The organism is Campylobacter sp. CFSAN093246, assembly GCF_012889415.1.
In the GTDB taxonomy this organism is placed as follows: domain Bacteria; phylum Campylobacterota; class Campylobacteria; order Campylobacterales; family Campylobacteraceae; genus Campylobacter_D; species Campylobacter_D jejuni.
The window spans coordinates 406025-424376 of the sequence record NZ_CP040613.1 but is presented as its reverse complement, the minus strand read 5'-3'; the positions used below and the strand labels follow the sequence as shown (position 1 = coordinate 424376).

20 protein-coding genes, 1 pseudogene and 1 riboswitch are annotated in these 18352 nt (G+C 30.9%); of the genes and pseudogenes, 11 read left to right on the top strand and 10 right to left on the bottom strand.

Annotation, left to right across the window (positions count from 1 at the left end; translation table 11 throughout):
* Positions 1-61: 61 nt before the first annotated feature.
* A complete protein-coding gene (locus FBE87_RS02250; protein WP_100621695.1) occupies positions 62-1249 on the top strand; it encodes an MFS transporter in 1188 nt (395 codons plus the stop codon).
* 15 nt (positions 1250-1264) lie between these two features.
* Here the strand turns inward: FBE87_RS02250 and nusA are convergent, their stop codons facing one another.
* Positions 1265-2353: a transcription termination factor NusA gene (gene nusA, locus FBE87_RS02245; protein ID WP_002866986.1), complete on the bottom strand. Its 1089-nt coding sequence runs from the start codon at positions 2351-2353 to the stop codon at positions 1265-1267.
* A 126-nt stretch (positions 2354-2479) separates the two neighbouring features.
* On the opposite strand from nusA, the gene FBE87_RS02240 reads away from it, so the two are divergent.
* The 6 genes from FBE87_RS02240 to FBE87_RS02215 are packed head-to-tail and all read left to right on the top strand — an operon-like array spanning position 2480 to position 6626.
* Positions 2480-2722 (top strand): HP0268 family nuclease, encoded by a 243-nt coding sequence (locus FBE87_RS02240; RefSeq protein ID WP_002851103.1) that lies wholly within the window; start codon positions 2480-2482, stop codon positions 2720-2722.
* On the top strand, positions 2719-4020 hold the full coding sequence (miaB, locus tag FBE87_RS02235; protein WP_002857621.1) for a tRNA (N6-isopentenyl adenosine(37)-C2)-methylthiotransferase MiaB: 1302 nt from the start codon (positions 2719-2721) through the stop codon (positions 4018-4020). The genes FBE87_RS02240 and miaB overlap by 4 nt, the downstream gene beginning before the upstream one ends.
* Positions 4004-4633, top strand: coding sequence for a lysophospholipid acyltransferase family protein (locus FBE87_RS02230; protein ID WP_002880682.1), 630 nt, complete (start codon positions 4004-4006; stop codon positions 4631-4633). The genes miaB and FBE87_RS02230 overlap by 17 nt, the downstream gene beginning before the upstream one ends.
* Before the next feature lies 1 nt (position 4634).
* Positions 4635-5594, top strand: a complete 960-nt coding sequence (locus tag FBE87_RS02225; protein WP_002854773.1) for a hypothetical protein — start codon at positions 4635-4637, stop codon at positions 5592-5594.
* Positions 5591-6118, top strand: a complete 528-nt coding sequence (locus FBE87_RS02220; protein ID WP_002858498.1) for a hypothetical protein — start codon at positions 5591-5593, stop codon at positions 6116-6118. The genes FBE87_RS02225 and FBE87_RS02220 overlap by 4 nt, the downstream gene beginning before the upstream one ends.
* Positions 6108-6626 (top strand): hypothetical protein, encoded by a 519-nt coding sequence (locus FBE87_RS02215; RefSeq protein ID WP_198510212.1) that lies wholly within the window; start codon positions 6108-6110, stop codon positions 6624-6626. Before FBE87_RS02220 ends, FBE87_RS02215 begins: the two co-directional genes overlap by 11 nt.
* Here the strand turns inward: FBE87_RS02215 and thiC are convergent.
* From thiC to rpe, 3 genes are all read right to left on the bottom strand, one after another.
* Positions 6618-7910, bottom strand: coding sequence for a phosphomethylpyrimidine synthase ThiC (thiC, locus tag FBE87_RS02210; RefSeq protein ID WP_032589549.1), 1293 nt, complete (start codon positions 7908-7910; stop codon positions 6618-6620). The two genes, FBE87_RS02215 and thiC, sit on opposite strands and share 9 nt — an antisense overlap.
* 56 nt (positions 7911-7966) lie before the next feature.
* Positions 7967-8071: riboswitch (TPP riboswitch) on the bottom strand.
* A 21-nt stretch (positions 8072-8092) separates the two neighbouring features.
* Positions 8093-8854 (bottom strand): 3'-5' exonuclease, encoded by a 762-nt coding sequence (locus tag FBE87_RS02205; protein WP_057042354.1) that lies wholly within the window; start codon positions 8852-8854, stop codon positions 8093-8095.
* Entirely contained in the window at positions 8851-9498 is a 648-nt protein-coding gene (rpe, locus tag FBE87_RS02200) for a ribulose-phosphate 3-epimerase (protein WP_002858571.1), read from the bottom strand. Before rpe ends, FBE87_RS02205 begins: the two co-directional genes overlap by 4 nt.
* A gap of 139 nt (positions 9499-9637) precedes the next feature.
* On the opposite strand from rpe, the gene rpmB reads away from it, so the two are divergent.
* The 3 genes from rpmB to FBE87_RS02185 all read left to right on the top strand — a co-directional run bounded on the left by rpmB (position 9638) and on the right by FBE87_RS02185 (position 11339).
* A complete protein-coding gene (rpmB, locus tag FBE87_RS02195) occupies positions 9638-9832 on the top strand; it encodes a 50S ribosomal protein L28 (protein WP_002854974.1) in 195 nt (64 codons plus the stop codon).
* Positions 9833-10016: 184 nt separating this feature from the next.
* Entirely contained in the window at positions 10017-10232 is a 216-nt protein-coding gene (locus FBE87_RS02190; protein WP_002855201.1) for a YdcH family protein, read from the top strand.
* Between the two features lie 9 nt (positions 10233-10241).
* Positions 10242-11339, top strand: coding sequence for a methyl-accepting chemotaxis protein (locus FBE87_RS02185; RefSeq protein WP_002858516.1), 1098 nt, complete (start codon positions 10242-10244; stop codon positions 11337-11339).
* Between the two features lie 31 nt (positions 11340-11370).
* Here FBE87_RS02185 and FBE87_RS02180 read toward each other — a convergent pair whose 3' ends face one another.
* The 5 genes and pseudogenes from FBE87_RS02180 to acpP form a co-directional block, all read right to left on the bottom strand.
* A complete protein-coding gene (locus FBE87_RS02180; protein ID WP_002855131.1) occupies positions 11371-11967 on the bottom strand; it encodes an NUDIX domain-containing protein in 597 nt (198 codons plus the stop codon).
* 82 nt (positions 11968-12049) lie between these two features.
* Positions 12050-14134: pseudogene (locus FBE87_RS09170) on the bottom strand (TonB-dependent receptor).
* Positions 14135-14276: 142 nt separating this feature from the next.
* Entirely contained in the window at positions 14277-15215 is a 939-nt protein-coding gene (gene accA, locus FBE87_RS02155) for an acetyl-CoA carboxylase carboxyl transferase subunit alpha (protein WP_002858530.1), read from the bottom strand.
* A 1-nt stretch (position 15216) separates the two neighbouring features.
* Complete coding sequence (locus FBE87_RS02150) at positions 15217-16431, bottom strand: beta-ketoacyl-ACP synthase II (protein WP_002858574.1); 1215 nt, start codon at positions 16429-16431, stop codon at positions 15217-15219.
* A 26-nt stretch (positions 16432-16457) separates the two neighbouring features.
* Entirely contained in the window at positions 16458-16691 is a 234-nt protein-coding gene (gene acpP, locus FBE87_RS02145) for an acyl carrier protein (RefSeq protein WP_002854831.1), read from the bottom strand.
* Positions 16692-16800: 109 nt separating this feature from the next.
* Between acpP and tenA the strand changes: the two genes are divergently transcribed.
* Positions 16801-17469, top strand: a complete 669-nt coding sequence (gene tenA / locus FBE87_RS02140; protein ID WP_002864183.1) for a thiaminase II — start codon at positions 16801-16803, stop codon at positions 17467-17469.
* Between the two features lie 23 nt (positions 17470-17492).
* Here the strand turns inward: tenA and sdhE are convergent, their stop codons facing one another.
* On the bottom strand, positions 17493-18350 hold the full coding sequence (gene sdhE, locus FBE87_RS02135; RefSeq protein WP_002855106.1) for an 8-methylmenaquinol:fumarate reductase membrane anchor subunit: 858 nt from the start codon (positions 18348-18350) through the stop codon (positions 17493-17495).
* Between the last annotated feature and the right edge of the window lie 2 nt (positions 18351-18352).

The following is an 18352-nucleotide window of genomic DNA, read 5'->3' as shown; positions in this document are numbered from 1 at the left end:
TTTTTTACATAATTAAAATAATTATAGCATTTAAAATATAAATTATGCTATAGTTTCGCTTATGAATTACATTGAACTATTAAAAAATAATAAAAATATCAGAATATTAGCTTCGGTTCAGTTTATAGTATATTTTGGAGCATGGTTTTCTCAAACGGGAGTTTTTACCCTTTTAGTCGAACTTAATGCTCCTACTTGGGCAACAGCTACAAGTGCTATGCTTGCTTTTTTACCTGGAGTTTTACTTGCTCCTATTAATGGCGTCATAGTAGAGAAAAATAAACCTAAAAAACTTTTACTCAGTATGATTAGCATAGAATTAATTTCTATTTTTTGTCTTATTTTTGTCACAAGTCTTAGTATGCTTTGGCTTTTATTTATTTTAATTTTCATAAGACTTTGTGTTGCTTCGATTTATTTTCAAGCTGAAATGAGTTTATTGGCCAAAATTTTAACTCCTCAAGAACTTAAACTCGCTAATGAAATGCACAGTGTCATTTGGGCGATTTCTTATACAGCAGGTATGGCAAGTGCGGGAATTTTTATTTATTTTCTAGGAGTTAAAACCGCTTTTCTATTTGACTGTATACTTATACTCATAGGCATTTCTTTTTTAGTAAGATTAAGCATTCCTGATTTTCATCAAAAAACACAAAGTCGCTTTTTTACCATGATAAAAGAAGGATTTTTCTATGTTTTAAACAATAAGATAATTTTTCATCTTATCTTGCTTCACGCTTTTATAGGTTTAACTGCTTATGAAACCTTGGTTACGCTTTTAGCGCAACATCAATATAAAGAAGTTTTATCTGCTGCTTTAGTAATAGGGTTTTTAAATGCAGTACGTGCTTGTTCTTTAGCTATAGGACCTATGGTTTTAAGCAAATTTATTAATGATAAAAATTTATTTTACATGTATCTTGGTCAAGGCTTGGGTATTATACTTTGGGCTTTAACTCAATTTAATTTTTATATTTCTTTTTTAGGTTTAATCGGTGCAGGTTTTTTTACCTCAGCACTTTGGGCTTACACCTACACTATGATACAAAAAAATGCCGACAAAGAATATCATGGTAGAGTGATCGCTTATACAGATATGATTTATCTTAGTTTTAGCGCTATTATTTCAATGCTTATGGGCTTTTTATTTGAAATAGGCTTGAGTTTAGAACTAATTACAGGCTTATTGGGTATGATTTTTATCTTTGCGACATTTTATTGGAAGTGGTTTTATAAAAAATATTTGTGAAAATTCACAAATATTTTAAATTTTAAACAAATCTTGAAGATTTTTCATTGCTTCTTCATTGCTGATGGCATTATTTAGCTGCGATGAGCTTAATTCATTGAGCTCTATTTCATAACCACTTAACATAGAAGCAAGGCGAATATTAATACCATTTTTTCCTATAGCTTTGCTTTTTTGTTCGCTATTTAAACTTACAATAGCTTTTTTATCTTCAATTTTTACAGAATTTACAATAGCAGGAGCCAAGGCACGAGAAATTAAAATTTCACTCTCATTTGTAAATTCTATACAATCAATATTTTCATTATGAAGCTCTTTGCTTACTGCATTAATTCTTACACCTTTAACACCTACTGTAGCACCTACAGGATCGATATTTGCCCCATTGGCCTGAAGAATGATTTTTGCTCTTTCACCTGGAATTCTAGCACATCCTATAATATTGACATAACCATCTTTGATTTCTGGAACCTCGGCTTCAAGTAAACATTCTAAAAATTTAGGACTTGTACGACTAAGCTCGATTTTAATACCCTTATCTGTATAAACACGGCGTATCACAGCTTTTGCCACATCACCTATTTTAAACTTTTCCCCTTTAATGCGATTTTTTCTCGGTAAAAAAGCTCTTAATTCATCTATTTCAATAAAAGTATTTTCTTCATTATCTACTCTAACAACTGTACCAAAAACCATTTGCCCTACTTTGTTTTTATATTTTTCAAAAATAGTTTGTTCTAATAATTTTTGTATATGATATTCAAGTTCTTTATGCAAGGTATTTACCGCAGTTCTTCCTAAATTTTCCAAAGAGCATTCATAGGTTAATTCATCTCCTATTTCAACATCTGGAGCTTCTGATTTTGCCTTACTTAATGCGATAAAACTCTCACTTTTATTTTGCAATCTCTCGTCATTATCTGCTACTATGGTAATTTTTTGATAAAGATTTAAATTTTTAGGATCCACAAAAAACTCATATTCTTGTCCATAAATTCTTTTTGCAGTATTGATTAAAGCGGTAGCTACCTTTTCTCTTACATTCTCTAAGTTTAAATTTTTTTCATTAGCAATAGATTCGATAATATCTGCTATCTTTTCCATATTTTATAAAACCTTTTTTGTGGGAAATTTAAAAATGTAGATAAAAATTATATCCTTAATAAGTTTAATTAAAAGTAAAATTTGCTAAAATTATAGATTAAAATGAAAATTCTTAAGGATTTAGCTATGGAATTAAAATTGGCAAGAACTTTGATTAATGAAAAACCTAAAAATATTAGCCTAGAAAAAATCGAAGAGGCTATAGAAAAAGAAGGACAAAAGTTTTTTTATTTTGATAAAGATAATACACACAAACAACTTATTGCCCTTGTAAATCATTTTGAAAAAAAAGGAGTAAGCATTTATCATAGAACCGTAAAATACGGACTTGATGATAATGATTTTATGTATGAGGTGCATATTCTTTGAGTGCTAAAAAACTTTTTATTCAAACTTTAGGTTGTGCGATGAATGTCAGAGATTCTGAGCATATGATCGCAGAATTAACACAAAAAGAAAATTACGCACTAACAGAAGATATCAAAGAAGCAGATCTTATTCTTATTAATACCTGTTCAGTGCGTGAAAAACCTGTGCATAAACTTTTCTCAGAAGTGGGTGGCTTTGAAAAAGTTAAAAAAGAAGGTGCTAAAATAGGAGTTTGTGGATGCACTGCATCACATTTGGGAAATGAAATTTTCAAACGTGCTCCTTATGTGGATTTTGTTCTAGGGGCAAGAAATATTTCCAAAATCACTCAAGCTATAAAAACTCCAAAATTTATGGGGGTGGACATAGACTATGATGAAAGTGAATTTGCTTTTGCAGATTTTAGAAATAGTATTTATAAATCCTATATTAATATCTCCATAGGTTGTGATAAACACTGCACTTATTGTATAGTGCCACATACTAGAGGAGATGAAATTTCCATACCTTTTAACATCATCTACAAAGAAGCTCAAAAAGCCGTTGAAAAAGGCGCTAAAGAGATTTTCTTGCTAGGACAAAATGTCAATAACTACGGCAAAAGATTTAGAAACGAACATAAAAAAATGGACTTTTCAGATCTTTTAGAAGAACTTAGCACTATAGAAGGTTTGGAACGCATTCGCTTTACAAGTCCACATCCTTTGCATATGGATGATAAATTTTTAGAAGTTTTTGCCAATAATCCAAAAGTTTGCAAATCCATGCACATGCCTTTACAAAGCGGCTCAAGTGAAATTTTAAAAGCTATGAAGCGTGGCTATACTAAAGAATGGTATTTAAATAGAGCTTTAAAACTTAGAGAACTTTGTCCAAATGTTAGCATTTCTACAGACATTATTGTAGCTTTTCCAGGGGAAAGTGAAAAAGATTTTGAAGAAACTATGGATGTTTTGGAAAAAGTGCGTTTTGAACAAATTTTTTCTTTTAAATACTCCAAACGCCCTTTAACAAAAGCTGCAACCATGCCTAATCAAATCGATGAAGAAACAGCTTCAAGAAGACTTAGCACCTTACAAAATCGTCATAGTGAAATTTTAGATGAAATTGTAAAAAAACAAGAAAATAAAACTTTTAAAGTTTTATTTGAAGAATTAAGAGCAGGCAATAGCATTGCTGGAAGAACAGATAATAATTTTTTAGTTCAAGTTGAAGGTAGCGAAGAACTTTTAGGGCAATTTAAAGAAGTAAAAATAACTAATGCAAAGCGTATGGTTTTATATGGGGAAATCGTTTAAAATCCATTGCTTAACATATATAATTTTCATCTTGCAATGGCTTATTTTTTTAAGCTGTAAAAAGCACTATAAAGGTGAAAAAGTTGACCGTAAAGCTGGTGTGATACTTTTTTGGCATGGAAAATTAGCACTCATGCCTTTTGCGTTTAGACATTATAGACAAAAAAATAAAAAAGCCTATGTCATGATCTCCCACCATAAAGATGGAGAACAAATTGCAAAAATCATCAAGCTTTTCGGTCTTGATACTGTAAGAGGAAGCACTTCAAGGGGTGCTAGCAGTGCACTTAGAGCTGCATTTAAAGTTTTAGAACAAAATGACGATATAGTTATCACGCCCGATGGTCCACGAGGGCCTTATCATAGTATTTCAGATGGTTCTATCATTTTGGCTCAAAAAAAAGAACTAAAGATAAGAATTTTAAACTATGAAGCAAATCGTTTTTGGGAATTTAAAAGTTGGGATAAGATGATCTTGCCAAAACCTTTTAGTAAGATTACTTATAGTCTAAGTGAACCTTTGGATATTTTATCTTTAGATAAAGAAAAAGCTAAAGAATTTCTAATGGAACAATTTGATAAAATTAGCTTAGCTGATCAATTTAAGGAATGAAATGTTATTTTTACTTAAAAAAATATTTCCACAACTTTTTATTAGTATTATTTTAGAAGATAAAAAAAATATTGTAAAAGCTTCTATTTATAGAGGAAATAAACTAATCAGTAGCAATGAAAAAACTTTTGATAAAAGCGAAAATTTATTAGAATACATAAAAAATTTAAGCAAGCATTTCTTATTTTACCACACTGCTTTATTTTTAGATGCCAAAGAACAAGGATTAATACCTAGTACAAATATTCAAGATTGTGAGCACTTTAATATAGGAAAAATCAGCTTACAGCATATTTTGTTTAATAATGCCCTTGTTTATACGGCTACCGAACATGTAGAATATTATAGCGAGCTTTTTGAAGAATATAGAGGTTTAGATTTTTTATATTCCCCTTTTGCTCTTCTTTACTACAATATGCAAAAAGAAAAACAGCCTGATGATCAAATTTTACTTTATGGATTTAAACAAGGACATCTTTTGGCAATTATTGTTGCTAAAGGCAATACTATCTTATACGGTGATTTTAAAATATTTGAGCAAGAATTAGGTTTAGAGCTTGAACTTCCATCAGAAGATAATCAAGAAATTGAAAACAACAACGATGATACCGAAGTTACCTTAGATAACTTCAATGAAGCCTTAAATAATAAATTTGATCTACTTGATCAAGAAAATAATCTTGAAACTTTGGATAATAATGATAATTTTAACCTTGATGAATTAAATCAATTTAGCAATGATATGGAACTTTGTCGTTATATTATTACGAGCATTGAAAAATTTTATAATGATGATAAATATGCTGGGGTATTTATCAATGGTATTTTATTGTATAGCGAATCAGATATTAACATAAGTGCTATTGATTTTTTAGAAAGTGAAACTTTTTTAGAGATAAAAACGAAACAAATCAACACCTTAGATCTTATGATAGAGTTGATGCGAAAGGAGCTTAAATGACTTATAGCTTCATACAGCCAAGAAAAAAACCTATTTTCACACTCTTTGATAAAATTTGGCTAGGACTTTTTGGTTTTAGTATATTATTTATCTTGCTAGTATATTTTACATATACAATAAAAATTGCATTAATCAATAGCTCTATCGATGATGAAAAACAACAAGTTATAGTGCTTCAAAATCAAACTAAGCAAAATGAAATGCTTTATGAAATTTTATTTGATCAAAGCCAAATAGCGAAAAATTTTAACACTCAAAATCAAATTGTTAAAGAAAGCTTAAGAAATCTATTTGATATTATTGTAAAAACTGATAATATTACTCTTGAAAGTGTTGAACAAGACGAATATTCCTTAAAACTTATCGGGGTCACTCCTACAAGAGAAATGTTTACTCTACTTTTAGAAACCCCTTTAAAAAGCATCTTTGATCAAAGCTATACAACCTATTACCGCTTAGATAATGGGTGGTATCGTTTTGTTAGTATTAGTAAACAAATTCCAGGAGTTGCAGATGAAAGATAAAAGCCTAGAAGAAATTGATTTATTAAAGCTTATCATTTGCGCGTTAAGTTTTATAAGCGTTTGCATAGCCTTGATCTTATTTTTACTTTTACCGACATTAAAAAATTACAAACAAGCAAATCTTAGAGAAAACTCACAACTTGCTATCTTAAAAGCCGCTAAAGCAAAATTTGACTTTAGCGAAGATAAAATATCAACTCTAAGAAGCGAAAACAACAAAAGTTTAGAGCAATTTGAGCAAAATTTTAATATAGGAAATTTTGATATTTTTTTACAAAAATATTTTCAAAATGTAAAAATTCAAGAAACTAAGCCCGAAAAACAAGAAAAATATCTAAAAAACCGCTTAGCCATTAAAGCGACAATGAACAATCCTAGAAGGCTTTATGATTTTATTGATGCTCTAAAAAACTATAATAACTTAATCAAGCTTGATTATCCACTTAATCTTAAAGCAGGAGAGCAAGGTATCTCTATAGATCTTACTCTCAAAGTTTATTCAAGCTAAACTCACATCTTCGCCTTTTAAAATTTGATTCATAGTATTCATTGCACACATTTTTCCACACATGGAACATGAGTTTAAATCATCAGGGCGACGCTCATTAAACATTTTTTTGGCCTTTTCTCCATCAATAGCAAGTTTAAACATTTTCTCCCAATCTATCTCTTGTCTAGCCTTACTCATCTCATCATCCCTTGCTCTTTCTTTTGGAAGTTTAGCTATATCTCCCGCATGAGCTGCAATTTTAGTCGCAACTATACCCTCTCTAACATCTTCTAAATTTGGAAGTCTTAAGTGTTCAGCAGGTGTTACATAGCACAGCATATCAGCACCGCTAGCTGCAGCCACAGCTCCTCCAATAGCACCACTAATATGATCATACCCTGCGCCAATATCTATTACCAAAGGTCCTAAGACATAAAAAGGAGCTCCTTTGCATAAACGCTTTTCTAATTGCATATTTGCCTCTATTTCATTAATAGCCATATGCCCTGGACCTTCTATCATTACTTGAACCCCAACATCCCAAGCCCTTTGGGTAAGGAGTGATAATTCTATAAGTTCTGAAATTTGTGCCCCATCACTTGCATCGTGAGTAGAGCCAGGACGCAAAGCATCACCCAAAGATAAAGTTACATCGTATTTTAAACAAATATCAAGCAAATCATCATAATACTCAAAAAAAGGATTTTCAGCATCTTTCATCATCATCCAAGCATAAAGCACAGAGCCTCCTCTTGAAACTATATTTGTAAGTCTTTTACTTTGTTTAAAAATATGCGCTGCGCGAGAATTAATACCTGCATGAATTGTCATAAAATCAACCCCACTTTTAGCATGATGATATACAACATCTAAAAAGTCTTTAGCACCAATTTGTTTTAAATCTTTTTCTAAAAATCCTACCGCATCATATACAGGAACTGTTCCTATCATAGCTTTTGAAACATTAACAAGCTCGTCTCTAAAACGACTTGTTTTGCCATAATTGCTTAAGTCCATAATCGCTTCTATGCCAAATTTATGAGCAAGCTCTACTTTTTTCATTTCCTCGCTATAATCAACGCAATCATTTGAAACTCCTAAATTTACATTAACCTTAGTACGCAGTCCAAAACCTATACCATTTGGATCAAGACTTTTATGATTAATATTTGCAGGGATAATAATTTTACCGCAAGCAATATTTTCAAGCAAAAAATCTTTACTTAAATTTTCTTTTTGCGCAACAATCTGCATTTCTTTAGTAAAAATACCTTCTTTGGCATAATTCATTTGAGTTTTCATAAATTTATCCTTTAAAAAATTTGGATAAATGAAGGGTGAGTATAAATTTTTAAAGTATTGAAATTTATAAATCTTCCCGACGCTGGTATTATCCAGATCCGGTTCGGTCTAAGCTTTTAGCTTACTCTCAGCCTGTTACACAAGCTCCCGTCATTTATGTTTTAATTATACACTTTAAATATTTATTTTTGCTTTATACGTGCAGTTTTTGTAAAATTTATAAGTTCTTCTGTAGTTTTTATATGATAAGGAAGTTTTCCAAGGCAATATTTAAAAATTTCAGCAGCTGCCAAAGCATCATCTAAGGCTCTATGATGCATATTTTCCACGCCAAGAAATTCTTTCAAAACCTCTAGTTTATATTTTGGACTTTCTATACAACATTGTGCAAATTCTATAGTGCAAATACGACGATTAAGCAAAATGCCAAAACCACACTCATTTAAAGCCTTAGAAATAAAACTATAATCAAAACGCACATTATGCGCTACAAAAATACTGTCTTTTAAAAAAAGCCTAAAATCACTTAAAACCTTTGCTAAACTTGGAGCATTTTCCACCATCTCATAAGTAATACCCGTAAGTTCAGTTATATTTTTTGGAATTTCTTTTACTTTAACAAAACTTTGAAAGCGTCCAATTTCTTTAGAATTTTGAATTTTTACCGCTCCAATTTCTAAAATTTCCCCCTTGCTCACCCCACCAGTACTTTCTATATCCACTATGCAAAAAATTTCATCTTTAATTTTTATTGTGCGTGTTTTAAGAGTAAAAATATTATCTTTATTTAAAGTTAAACCTAACCCCAAAAGCTCAAAAGTTTCTAAATCTAAATCAAAATTTTTTAATTCTTCAACTTTGGCAAACTCTTGCATCACCCAATCATAAGGCTTGCTTTGCTTATTTAATATAGAAATAATCTGATCAATTTGCTGTAAACTCAAAATTCAAGCTTTAAAGATGAAATTGCAGTTTTATAATCATTGGAAGAAAAAATATAACTTCCAGCCACCAAAATATCAGCTCCAGATTCTTCTAAATCACTAGCATTTAAACCATTAACACCACCATCAACCTCTATAAAAACTTTAGCATTTTTTTTATCAATCATTTGGCGCAATTCTTTGATTTTTTCATGTATCAAAGGTAAAAATTTTTGCCCACCAAATCCAGGATTAACACTCATTAAAAGCACCATATCTACAAATTCTAGCATGTGTTTAATAGAATCAATAGGAGTATGTGGATTTAAAACAATAGCAGGATGGATTCCTTGACTTCTTATATATTCACAAAGCCTTATAGGATGAACTTCGCTTTCCATATGAAAAGAGATAAATTTCGGTTTTAAAGAGATAAAAAGATCTACAAATTTACTTACATCTTTAACCATTAAATGCACATCTAATGGCAACTTACTAATAGTTGAAATTTTTTCGATCACGCAAGGTCCGAAAGTCAAATTTGGAACAAAGTGTCCATCCATTACATCAATGTGTAAAAGATCCGCACCTGCAGCTTCAATAGCTTTAACTTCTTCTTCTAATTTCAAAAAATTTGCAGACAATAAACTTGGAGCTACATACATGATCAAAACCTTAAACTATATATAAATGTGATAAATAATATTTTATCGACTTATATATTAAAAAAACTATAAATTATGGAATATTTTAAGCTTAATTTTGATAAAATCTCCATTTAAAAATTTTCATAAGGACAAAAAAATGGCAAGAGTATGTCAAATCACAGGCAAGGGTCCAATGGTGGGTAATAATGTCAGCCATGCTAACAATAAAACAAAAAGACGCTTTTTACCTAATCTCAGAACAGTTCGTGTAACTTTAGAAGATGGCACCACGAGAAAAATGAGAATTGCAGCTTCTACTCTAAGAACTCTAAAAAAACAAAATTCTAAATAATTTTGAGGATTTATTCCTCAATTTTAAAATTTCCAATTTAAAAATAAACTTTAACAAATCACTTATATAACACACATTTAAAAATTATTATTAATTTTATTATTTTTTAAGCTAAAAATATCTTTTAATAGTGTAAAATACCTTGTTAAATGAATTTTAAATTTCACTAATACAAGGAGAGTTTATGCTACATGAATATAGAGAATTAATGTCAGAGCTAAAAGGTAAAGATGCTCATTTTGATAAACTATTTGATCGTCATAATGAACTTGATGACATGATTAAAGATGCAGAAGAAGGTAGAACTTCTCTTAGCAGCATGGAAATTTCAACTTTAAAAAAAGAAAAGCTTCATGTAAAAGATGAACTTAGCCAATATCTAGCAAATTATAAAAAATAAGGCAAAACAATGTTTGGAAGTAAAATAAACCATTCTGATCTTCAAAAACTTGAAGAAGAAAATAAAAATCTTACACATAAAATTGAAAAATTTCAATCGGAAAATTTAGAATTAAAAAATAAAATTACATCATTAGAACAAGCGGCTTTAGAGTCTAAACTTAAAACAGATCTTTTAAATGTTTTATTAACTGGGGTTTTAAAAAATATTACTATTATTCAAGGCGATATGTTAGAAAATGTAAATAAGGCAGAAGTTATCTCTAGCTATTCTAAAACTTCTCTTGCTGAAATGGATGAACTTAACCATATTGCTAATTCTATCAATGCCTCTTTGGGAAATATTACAGAATCAGCCAATAAAACAAGAGATGTTGCAGGAACATTGCATAGAAGTGTAGATGAAATTACTAATGTAATTAATCTAATTAAAGATGTTTCCGATCAAACCAATCTTTTAGCTCTTAACGCTGCCATAGAAGCTGCACGCGCAGGTGAACATGGGCGTGGTTTTGCTGTTGTTGCCGATGAAGTAAGAAAACTAGCTGAAAAAACACAAAAAGCAACCACAGAAGTTGAAATGAACATCAACCTTCTAAAGCAAAATGCAAATGAAATGTATACTCAAAGTGAGCAAGTTGAAAAAATTTCTATAGATTCTAATGCTCATATTATGAGTTTTTCCGAAAAATTTACTCACTTAGTAAATGAAGCGCATTCTACTAATTCAAATGCAGTTGGTATCGCTTCAGAAGCTTTCGTATCTTTAGCAAAACTAGATCATATAGCTTTTAAATTAAATGGTTATAAAGAAATTTTTTCCAAATCAGGAAAGCAATTAGCCGATCATACATCTTGTCGCTTAGGAAAATGGCTTGCTAGCACAGGAAAAGAAAGATTTGGGCAAAATAAAAGCTTCTTAAAAATTAACGAGCCACATGAAAAAGTTCATGAAAATATGAATAATGCTATAACAATAGCAAATACAGAAGATATTAGCAAAGATATTACTCAACACAGCATAATTAATAAATGCGAAGTTGCTGAAAATGCATCGCTTGATCTTTTCAATGTATTTAAAGAAATGCTTGATGAGTCAGATCATTAAAATCCTAGGTTGAACCTTTTTAAGGTTTAACCTAAATAATCTTTAATTTTCCCCACTTTTCTTTTAAAAACCACATATAAGCAAAATCAAGCAAAGGCGTTCTTATCATATTTTTACATTTTTTTTCAAAATCCTGCACCTTAACATAAACAGCTTCAATCTCTTCATCATCAACTCCACCTCCAGAAGAAATTTTATCTTTTTCATCAACTTCTACGAAATAAAAGCTTTGCTTGCTTACACCTGAACCAAACCCTGTATAAAAATCTCCTATTTTTTCTAAATTTTTAGGAGCATATCCTAGTTCTTCTATACATTCTTCTTTTGCTATTTCCTCTAAAGATAATTTTTTATCCACAAGCCCAGAACAAAGCTCTATAGTATAGCCCATATCATCATCTTTTACATAATCTTTATCATGCATTTGATGATACCAAAGTGGTATACGAAATTGGCGTACAAAAATAAAACTTTCTAATTCTTTATGATACAAAAGCACTGAAACACTATCTTTAGATTCTATAAAATCCCAAGTGCAAAGCCTACCATTACTTTCATAAGCAAATCTCTTAGGCTTAATATAATTTGATTTTTCAAAAGAAAGTTCTTTTAAATTTTTAAACGCCATAATAAAACCTTTTATTTATTTTTCACATTGTACTTTATTTTTGCTTTTTTGAAAATATAAAGGTGATTAAAGCCTTAAAAAATTAAAAATCATATTTATAACTTAACCAAAAACTTCTTCCTTCTGTATAATCTTGATAGCGATTTGCATATCCAGCAGGATTAGCCCCATCCCATCTTGTAACTTGCGGATCAAAGAAATTTTTATCAAAAAGATTTTGCACTGCAAAACTTAAGCTAGATTGCTTATTGATTTTATAATTTATCCCTAAATCTACTATATAAAAAGGCTTATATTTTTGCCATGGCAAACTACCATTACCACCAACTCTTGCTTTAGCTATAGTATCGAGTCTTGCTCGTGTTTTTATATAGGAATTAAATTTACCTCGCTCATAGTTTAATTTTAACATTGCTATATGCCTTGGTAAATTTTCTATTCTATCACCACCAAACCAATTTTTTTGACTATCTTTATAGCGATTATCCATAAAAGTATAACTTGAATTTAGGCTAAAACCATTGTAAGTTTTGGTATTAAATGCAAATTCTATACCTTTAGTCTGTGTTTTTCCAAGATTAATAGGACGCTTACAAACAGTGCCATTGCTACAATTAATACCATTTTACATACCTGTTAAATATTCACTACTGATTTGATTTGTAAAATCAGTAATAAATCCTGTGATAGAATAATGTGCAAAATCAAATACCCTAAAATCAGCACCCAATTCATAATTTATACTTTCTTCTGGTTTTAAGTCAGGGTTTCCAAAAAGAGCATTGCCATTGGCATAATTATAATATCCATTTGTCAACTGCTTGGCAGAAGGAGTTTTATAGCCTTTTGAAACACCTCCTTTAAAGGCTATATTATCATTTAAGTGATAAACCAAATAAATCCTAGGGGTAAATTCAGAATCAAACAAATTGCTATAAATATAACGCAAACCTGTAGTAAAAATCAAATCATCGGTTATAAAATACTCATTTTCCCCATAAAGCGCAACCATGGTTTGATCAAGATTTTTACCTCTTATTTAACTACCTGCGCTTGCTTGATCATTTTTTAACATCTCATAATCAATCCTTGCACCAAAGGTATTTACTAAATTACCGTATTGACCTAAATTCCAAGGTAAAACAACCTTACCTTCTCCTACCCAAATTTGACTATGTAATTCCTTATCCTTAGTGCTACCATATTGTAAATATGAGTTAGTTGAACCAAAATCATAGTTACCATCATGATTTAAAACAATATTATCCTTAAAAAGTTGTTTTTCACTTTTAATAGCCCTACTACTTATAGAATTCACTGAAATTTCATTAATATATCGCTCTATATCAAAATATATATTATTTTTATCATCTACTGTCCAATTAAGCCTAGAACCAAAACCTAAGCTAGTAAAAGCACCTGGACTATGAATAGCAATTTGGTAATTATCAGGTCTTTGTTGGTAATTATCAGGTTTTTGATTGTTATTATTCCAAACCGGTGTAGGCCATTTTAAATCAGAAGCTGCCTTATCATAATACTTCAACCTTGCAGAAATTGATAATGTATCTTCAATCAAAGGAGTTGCTACATAAGCATTAAAACCGCCCGCATTGCCATAGTGATTAGAGTGCTGTTGCAAAAGAGTATTAAATTCTATATTTGCTTCGATTTTATCAGGATTTTTCTTGGTGATAATATTTATCACACCGCCTACAGCATCACTGCCATAAAGTGTAGAAGCTGGACCACGTATAACCTCGATACGCTCTATCATAGATAAAGGCGGCAGATATCCTGACTCACTGCCTTTAAAAACATTAGTATAAAACCCATTTGCAACACTTTGACGTTTTCCATCAATTAAAACTAGAGTATAAGAACTACCAAAACCTCGTATGCTAAAATCATAAGTGCCTGTTTTATCCATAGTCACATCTACACCTGGAATATCTCCTATAGCCTCCCCTATATCCTTAATTGGCTTTTTTTCAAGCTCTTCTTTTGTAATGATAGAAATACTAGCAGGCGCATCAACCAAATCTTGTTCAAAACCACTAGCGCTAACCACAACATCATTAAGTTGATATGTTTCTTCTGCTTTTAACAAAGCTCCAGATAAAATTAAAAAACACAGTAAACTTTTTTTAAATTTCATATTTTTGATTTGAGTCAAATTAATTCCTTTAAAAAAAATTATTTTGATATTTAAAATCATTTTTGGAGTATAAAAAAAGAATACTTTTAATTAACTTAATTTTGATAACAATTATAAATAATAAAATTATTTAAAAAAGCGAAGTAAAAGCCTAAGCCTCTTGATAGGCTCCAAGCTTTAAAATTTTCTGCATACGATTTGCAGAAAGTTCTCGTACATCAATATTTTCAAGTTCATTTAGGGATTTTTTTACATAATCAGCAATAGCTACTGCTGCAGCTTCTTTATTGCGATGTGCACCATTTGTAGGTTCGTCTATCACATCATCAATTAAACCTTGAGATTTTAAATCATCAGCTGTTACTTTCATAGCTTTGGTTGCAGCTTCACTTTTTGCAGGATCATTCCAAAGTATTGCAGCGCAACCTTCAGGAGAAATTACTGAAAAAACAGAATTTTTCATCATTGCAAGTTTATCTGCAACCCCTATAGCTAACGCCCCGCCACTACCGCCTTCTCCGATAACTATAGCAATGGTCGGTATTTTCAAATCACTTAATTCATATAAATTTCTAGCGATAGCTTCACTTTGTCCTCTTTCTTCAGCACCTATTCCAGGATAAGCACCTGGAGTATCTATCAAAAATAAAATAGGAATTTGAAATTTCTCTGCAAGTCCTGCTACTCTTAAGGCTTTGCGATATCCTTCAGGATGTGGCATCCCAAAATTTCTAGCGATTTTATCTTTTGTTCCACGTCCTTTTTGCTCACCAATTACAATTATTTTTTTCTCTCCTAAATAACCCATAAAACAAACAATAGCAGGATCATCTCTAAAGGCACGATCACCATGTATTTCGTGAGCGTCATTTAAAATAAGTTCAATATAGTCAAGAGCATAAGGGCGATCTGGATGACGCGCTAATTGCAAACGCTGAAAATCACTTAAATTCTTATAAGTTTTAGAAATTTCTTTTTCAAGATTTTTCTTTAAAATTGATACAGCTTCAGTATCTCCTTTAATCTGAGCATTGATAATGTCCTCGTCAATTTGCTGAATATTTTTTTCAAAATCTAAATAAGAAGCCATATTAATCTACTTTTTTAAATACAACACAGCCATTTGTGCCACCAAAACCAAAAGAATTACTCATCACCACTTTTAAATCTACTTTTCTTGATATATTTGGAATATAATCAAGATCACATTCATCATCTTTTACAAGCTGATTGATTGTAGGTGGAACTACCCCATCTCTTAAAACCATAACACTAACAACTGCTTCAATTGCACCTGCAGCACCCAAGCAATGACCTGTTTGTCCTTTGGTGGAACTTATAAGCGGGATATTATTGCCAAAAAGCTCTTTAATTGCTGCTGTTTCATTTTTGTCATTTACAGGGGTTGAAGTTCCATGTGCATTGATATAATCTACCTTTGGATTCCCTGCCATATTTAAAGCTTTTTTCATAGCCCTTAAAGGCCCATCTAAAGTTGGTGAAGTAATATGATGCGCATCTGCACTTTCTCCAAATCCAATTAATTCAGCATAAATCGTAGCACCGCGTTTTTTAGCCTCTTCATATTCCTCAAAAACTAAAGCTCCAGCACCTTCTCCCATGACAAAACCATCTCTTTCTTTGTCAAATGGTCTTGAAGCATGCTGTGGATCTTCATTTCTAGTTGATAAAGCTTTCATTGAAGCAAAACCACCTATACCCACAGGACAAATCGCAGCTTCTGCACCTATGACTAACATCTTTTTAGCATTTCCCAAAGCTATACTTTTATAAGCTTCTCCTATAGCATGAGTTCCTGCTGCACAAGCTGTAACACAAGAAATATTTGGCCCTTTAAGTCCATGCTCTATAGAAATCAAACCTCCTAACATATTTACAAGTGCTGAAGGTATGAAAAAAGGGGAAATTTTACGCGGACCTCGCTCGGAACAAATAATGGAATTTTTTTCTATGTTAGGCAAACCTCCAATACCAGAAGCCGAAACAATGCCAAATTCTTCTTTATCTAATTCTTCACTAAATCCAGCATCCTGCATTGCTTCTCTTGCTGCTTTAATTCCAAGTTGTATGAAACGGTCAATTTTTTTTACTTCTTTGCCATCAACAACCTCTAATGGATCAAAATTTTTAACTTCAGCTGCAATTTGAACAGGAAAGTCCGTAGCATCAAAAAGAGTAATTTTATTTACTCCGCTTTCTCCATTGCAAATTGCTTTAAATGAACTTTCTTTATCTAAACCAAGGGCATTGATCATACCAATACCTGTAACTACAACTCTTTTCAAGAATAAGCTCCTTGCAAGAAAAAAAATTATTTTTTTAGATTGTCAATATAATTTACAACATCTTCAATTTTAATTAATTTTTCAGCATCACTATCTGGAATTTCTACTTCAAATTTTTCTTCTAAAGCCATAATAAGCTCTACAACATCTAAAGAATCAGCACCTAAATCTTCAATAATTTTTGATTCCATTTTAACTGCATCTGCATCAATACTTAATTGCTCTACTACTACTGCTTTTACATCATCAAATGTTGCCATTTGTTCTCCTTTAAAAAATTAAAATAAAGCGTATTTTACTATAAAAAGCTTAAAATATTTATAGTTTTTCATTATACTTGAAAATAAAATATTAAAACATAAAGGAAAAATGATGCTTTTCTCTAATTTAATCAAAGAAAATCAAAAAATTTGGAATGCTTATCTACATCATGATTTTGTTAAAAAATTGGAAGATAAAAGCCTAAAGCAAGAAAATTTTCTTTTTTATCTCAAGCAAGATTATATTTATTTGCTTAATTACGCAAAATGTTATGCAAGATTAGCACTTAACTCAAATACTGCAAAAGAACTTCGTTTTGCTATGAAATTTCAAAATTATATAGTTGAAGGAGAAATGGAACTTCATCGTGCAATTTTATCTCTTGGCATTAATGCAGATGAACTCGATATAAAAGATGAAAGTTTAGTCAATATAGCCTATTCGCGTTATATGTTAAGCGTAGGTGAAAATGGAGATTTTTTAGATATGTTAGTTGCTCTTAGTGCTTGCGCTATAGGCTATGCAAAAATAGGTGCTGAAATTATAAATCGTTTAAAAAATGAAAATTTAAAAGATCATCCTTACAAGGAATGGATTTTGACCTATGGAAGTGAAAATTTTCAAAATGAAGCTAAAGAATTTGAAGATTTTGTTAATTCTTATACTTCAAGTGTTGGTGCACAAAAATTCCAAAAACTCAGCGAAATTTTTCATACTGTAACACGCTTAGAAGTGGCTTTTTGGGAGCATTCTTTAAGAATGGAATTAAATCTTTAAACATGGGCTTTTTGCCCATGTTTTTATGCAATTTTACTTGCATCAATAATATTATAATCTAAACCAACCATTTCTTTAGAAAGTCCTAATGCAAGTCCTACTAATTGTGATAAATGAATAATAGGCAATCTTGCTTTAGAATTAGTATAATCTTGAAATCTTTCTTGATAGATATCAAGCTGCATTTGACAAAGTGGACAAGGTGTTACAACACAATCAGCTTGATTTTCACTTGCATTATTGACAATTTGACTAGACATTTTTTTCACAGATTTTTCTGCAGGATAAGAAGCATGAAAACCACAACAATCAAGGCGTTTTTCAAAAGGAACTATTTTAGCCCCTAAAACTTCTACTACACTTTCAAAACTTTTTGGATTGGTTGAACTTTCTTTTTTACCGAAAGCATCTTCAGGTCTTAAACTATGGCAACCATAAAATAAAGCTACTTTTAAATTTGAAAGCGGCTTTTTCACCTTGCTTTTTAAATTATCCAAATCCTCATAAAGCTCCCACAAAAGACTTGTAATAGGCGTTGAACCTTGATATTTCATTCCACCTTGTGCTAAAAAAATATTGATGCGTTCTTTTGCACCCTTATCAAGAGTATTTTTTGCTTTAGTTAAAGTTAGCATACAAGTACTACAAGTTGTAAGCATTGGCATTTTCATCTCTTCTGCTAAAGCAATATTTCTTGCATTAGCTACCAAAGTCGCAATAGGATCAACACACTGCGCTTGAGAAGCCCCACAACAACTCCACCCCTTAATTTCATTCAACTTCCAACCCAAAATAGGTGCAATAGCTTCAAGTGAAATTTTAGATTCTTTTGCAGCTTGAGATAAAACACAACCTGGAAAAAAAGCGTACTCTTTTTGCATAT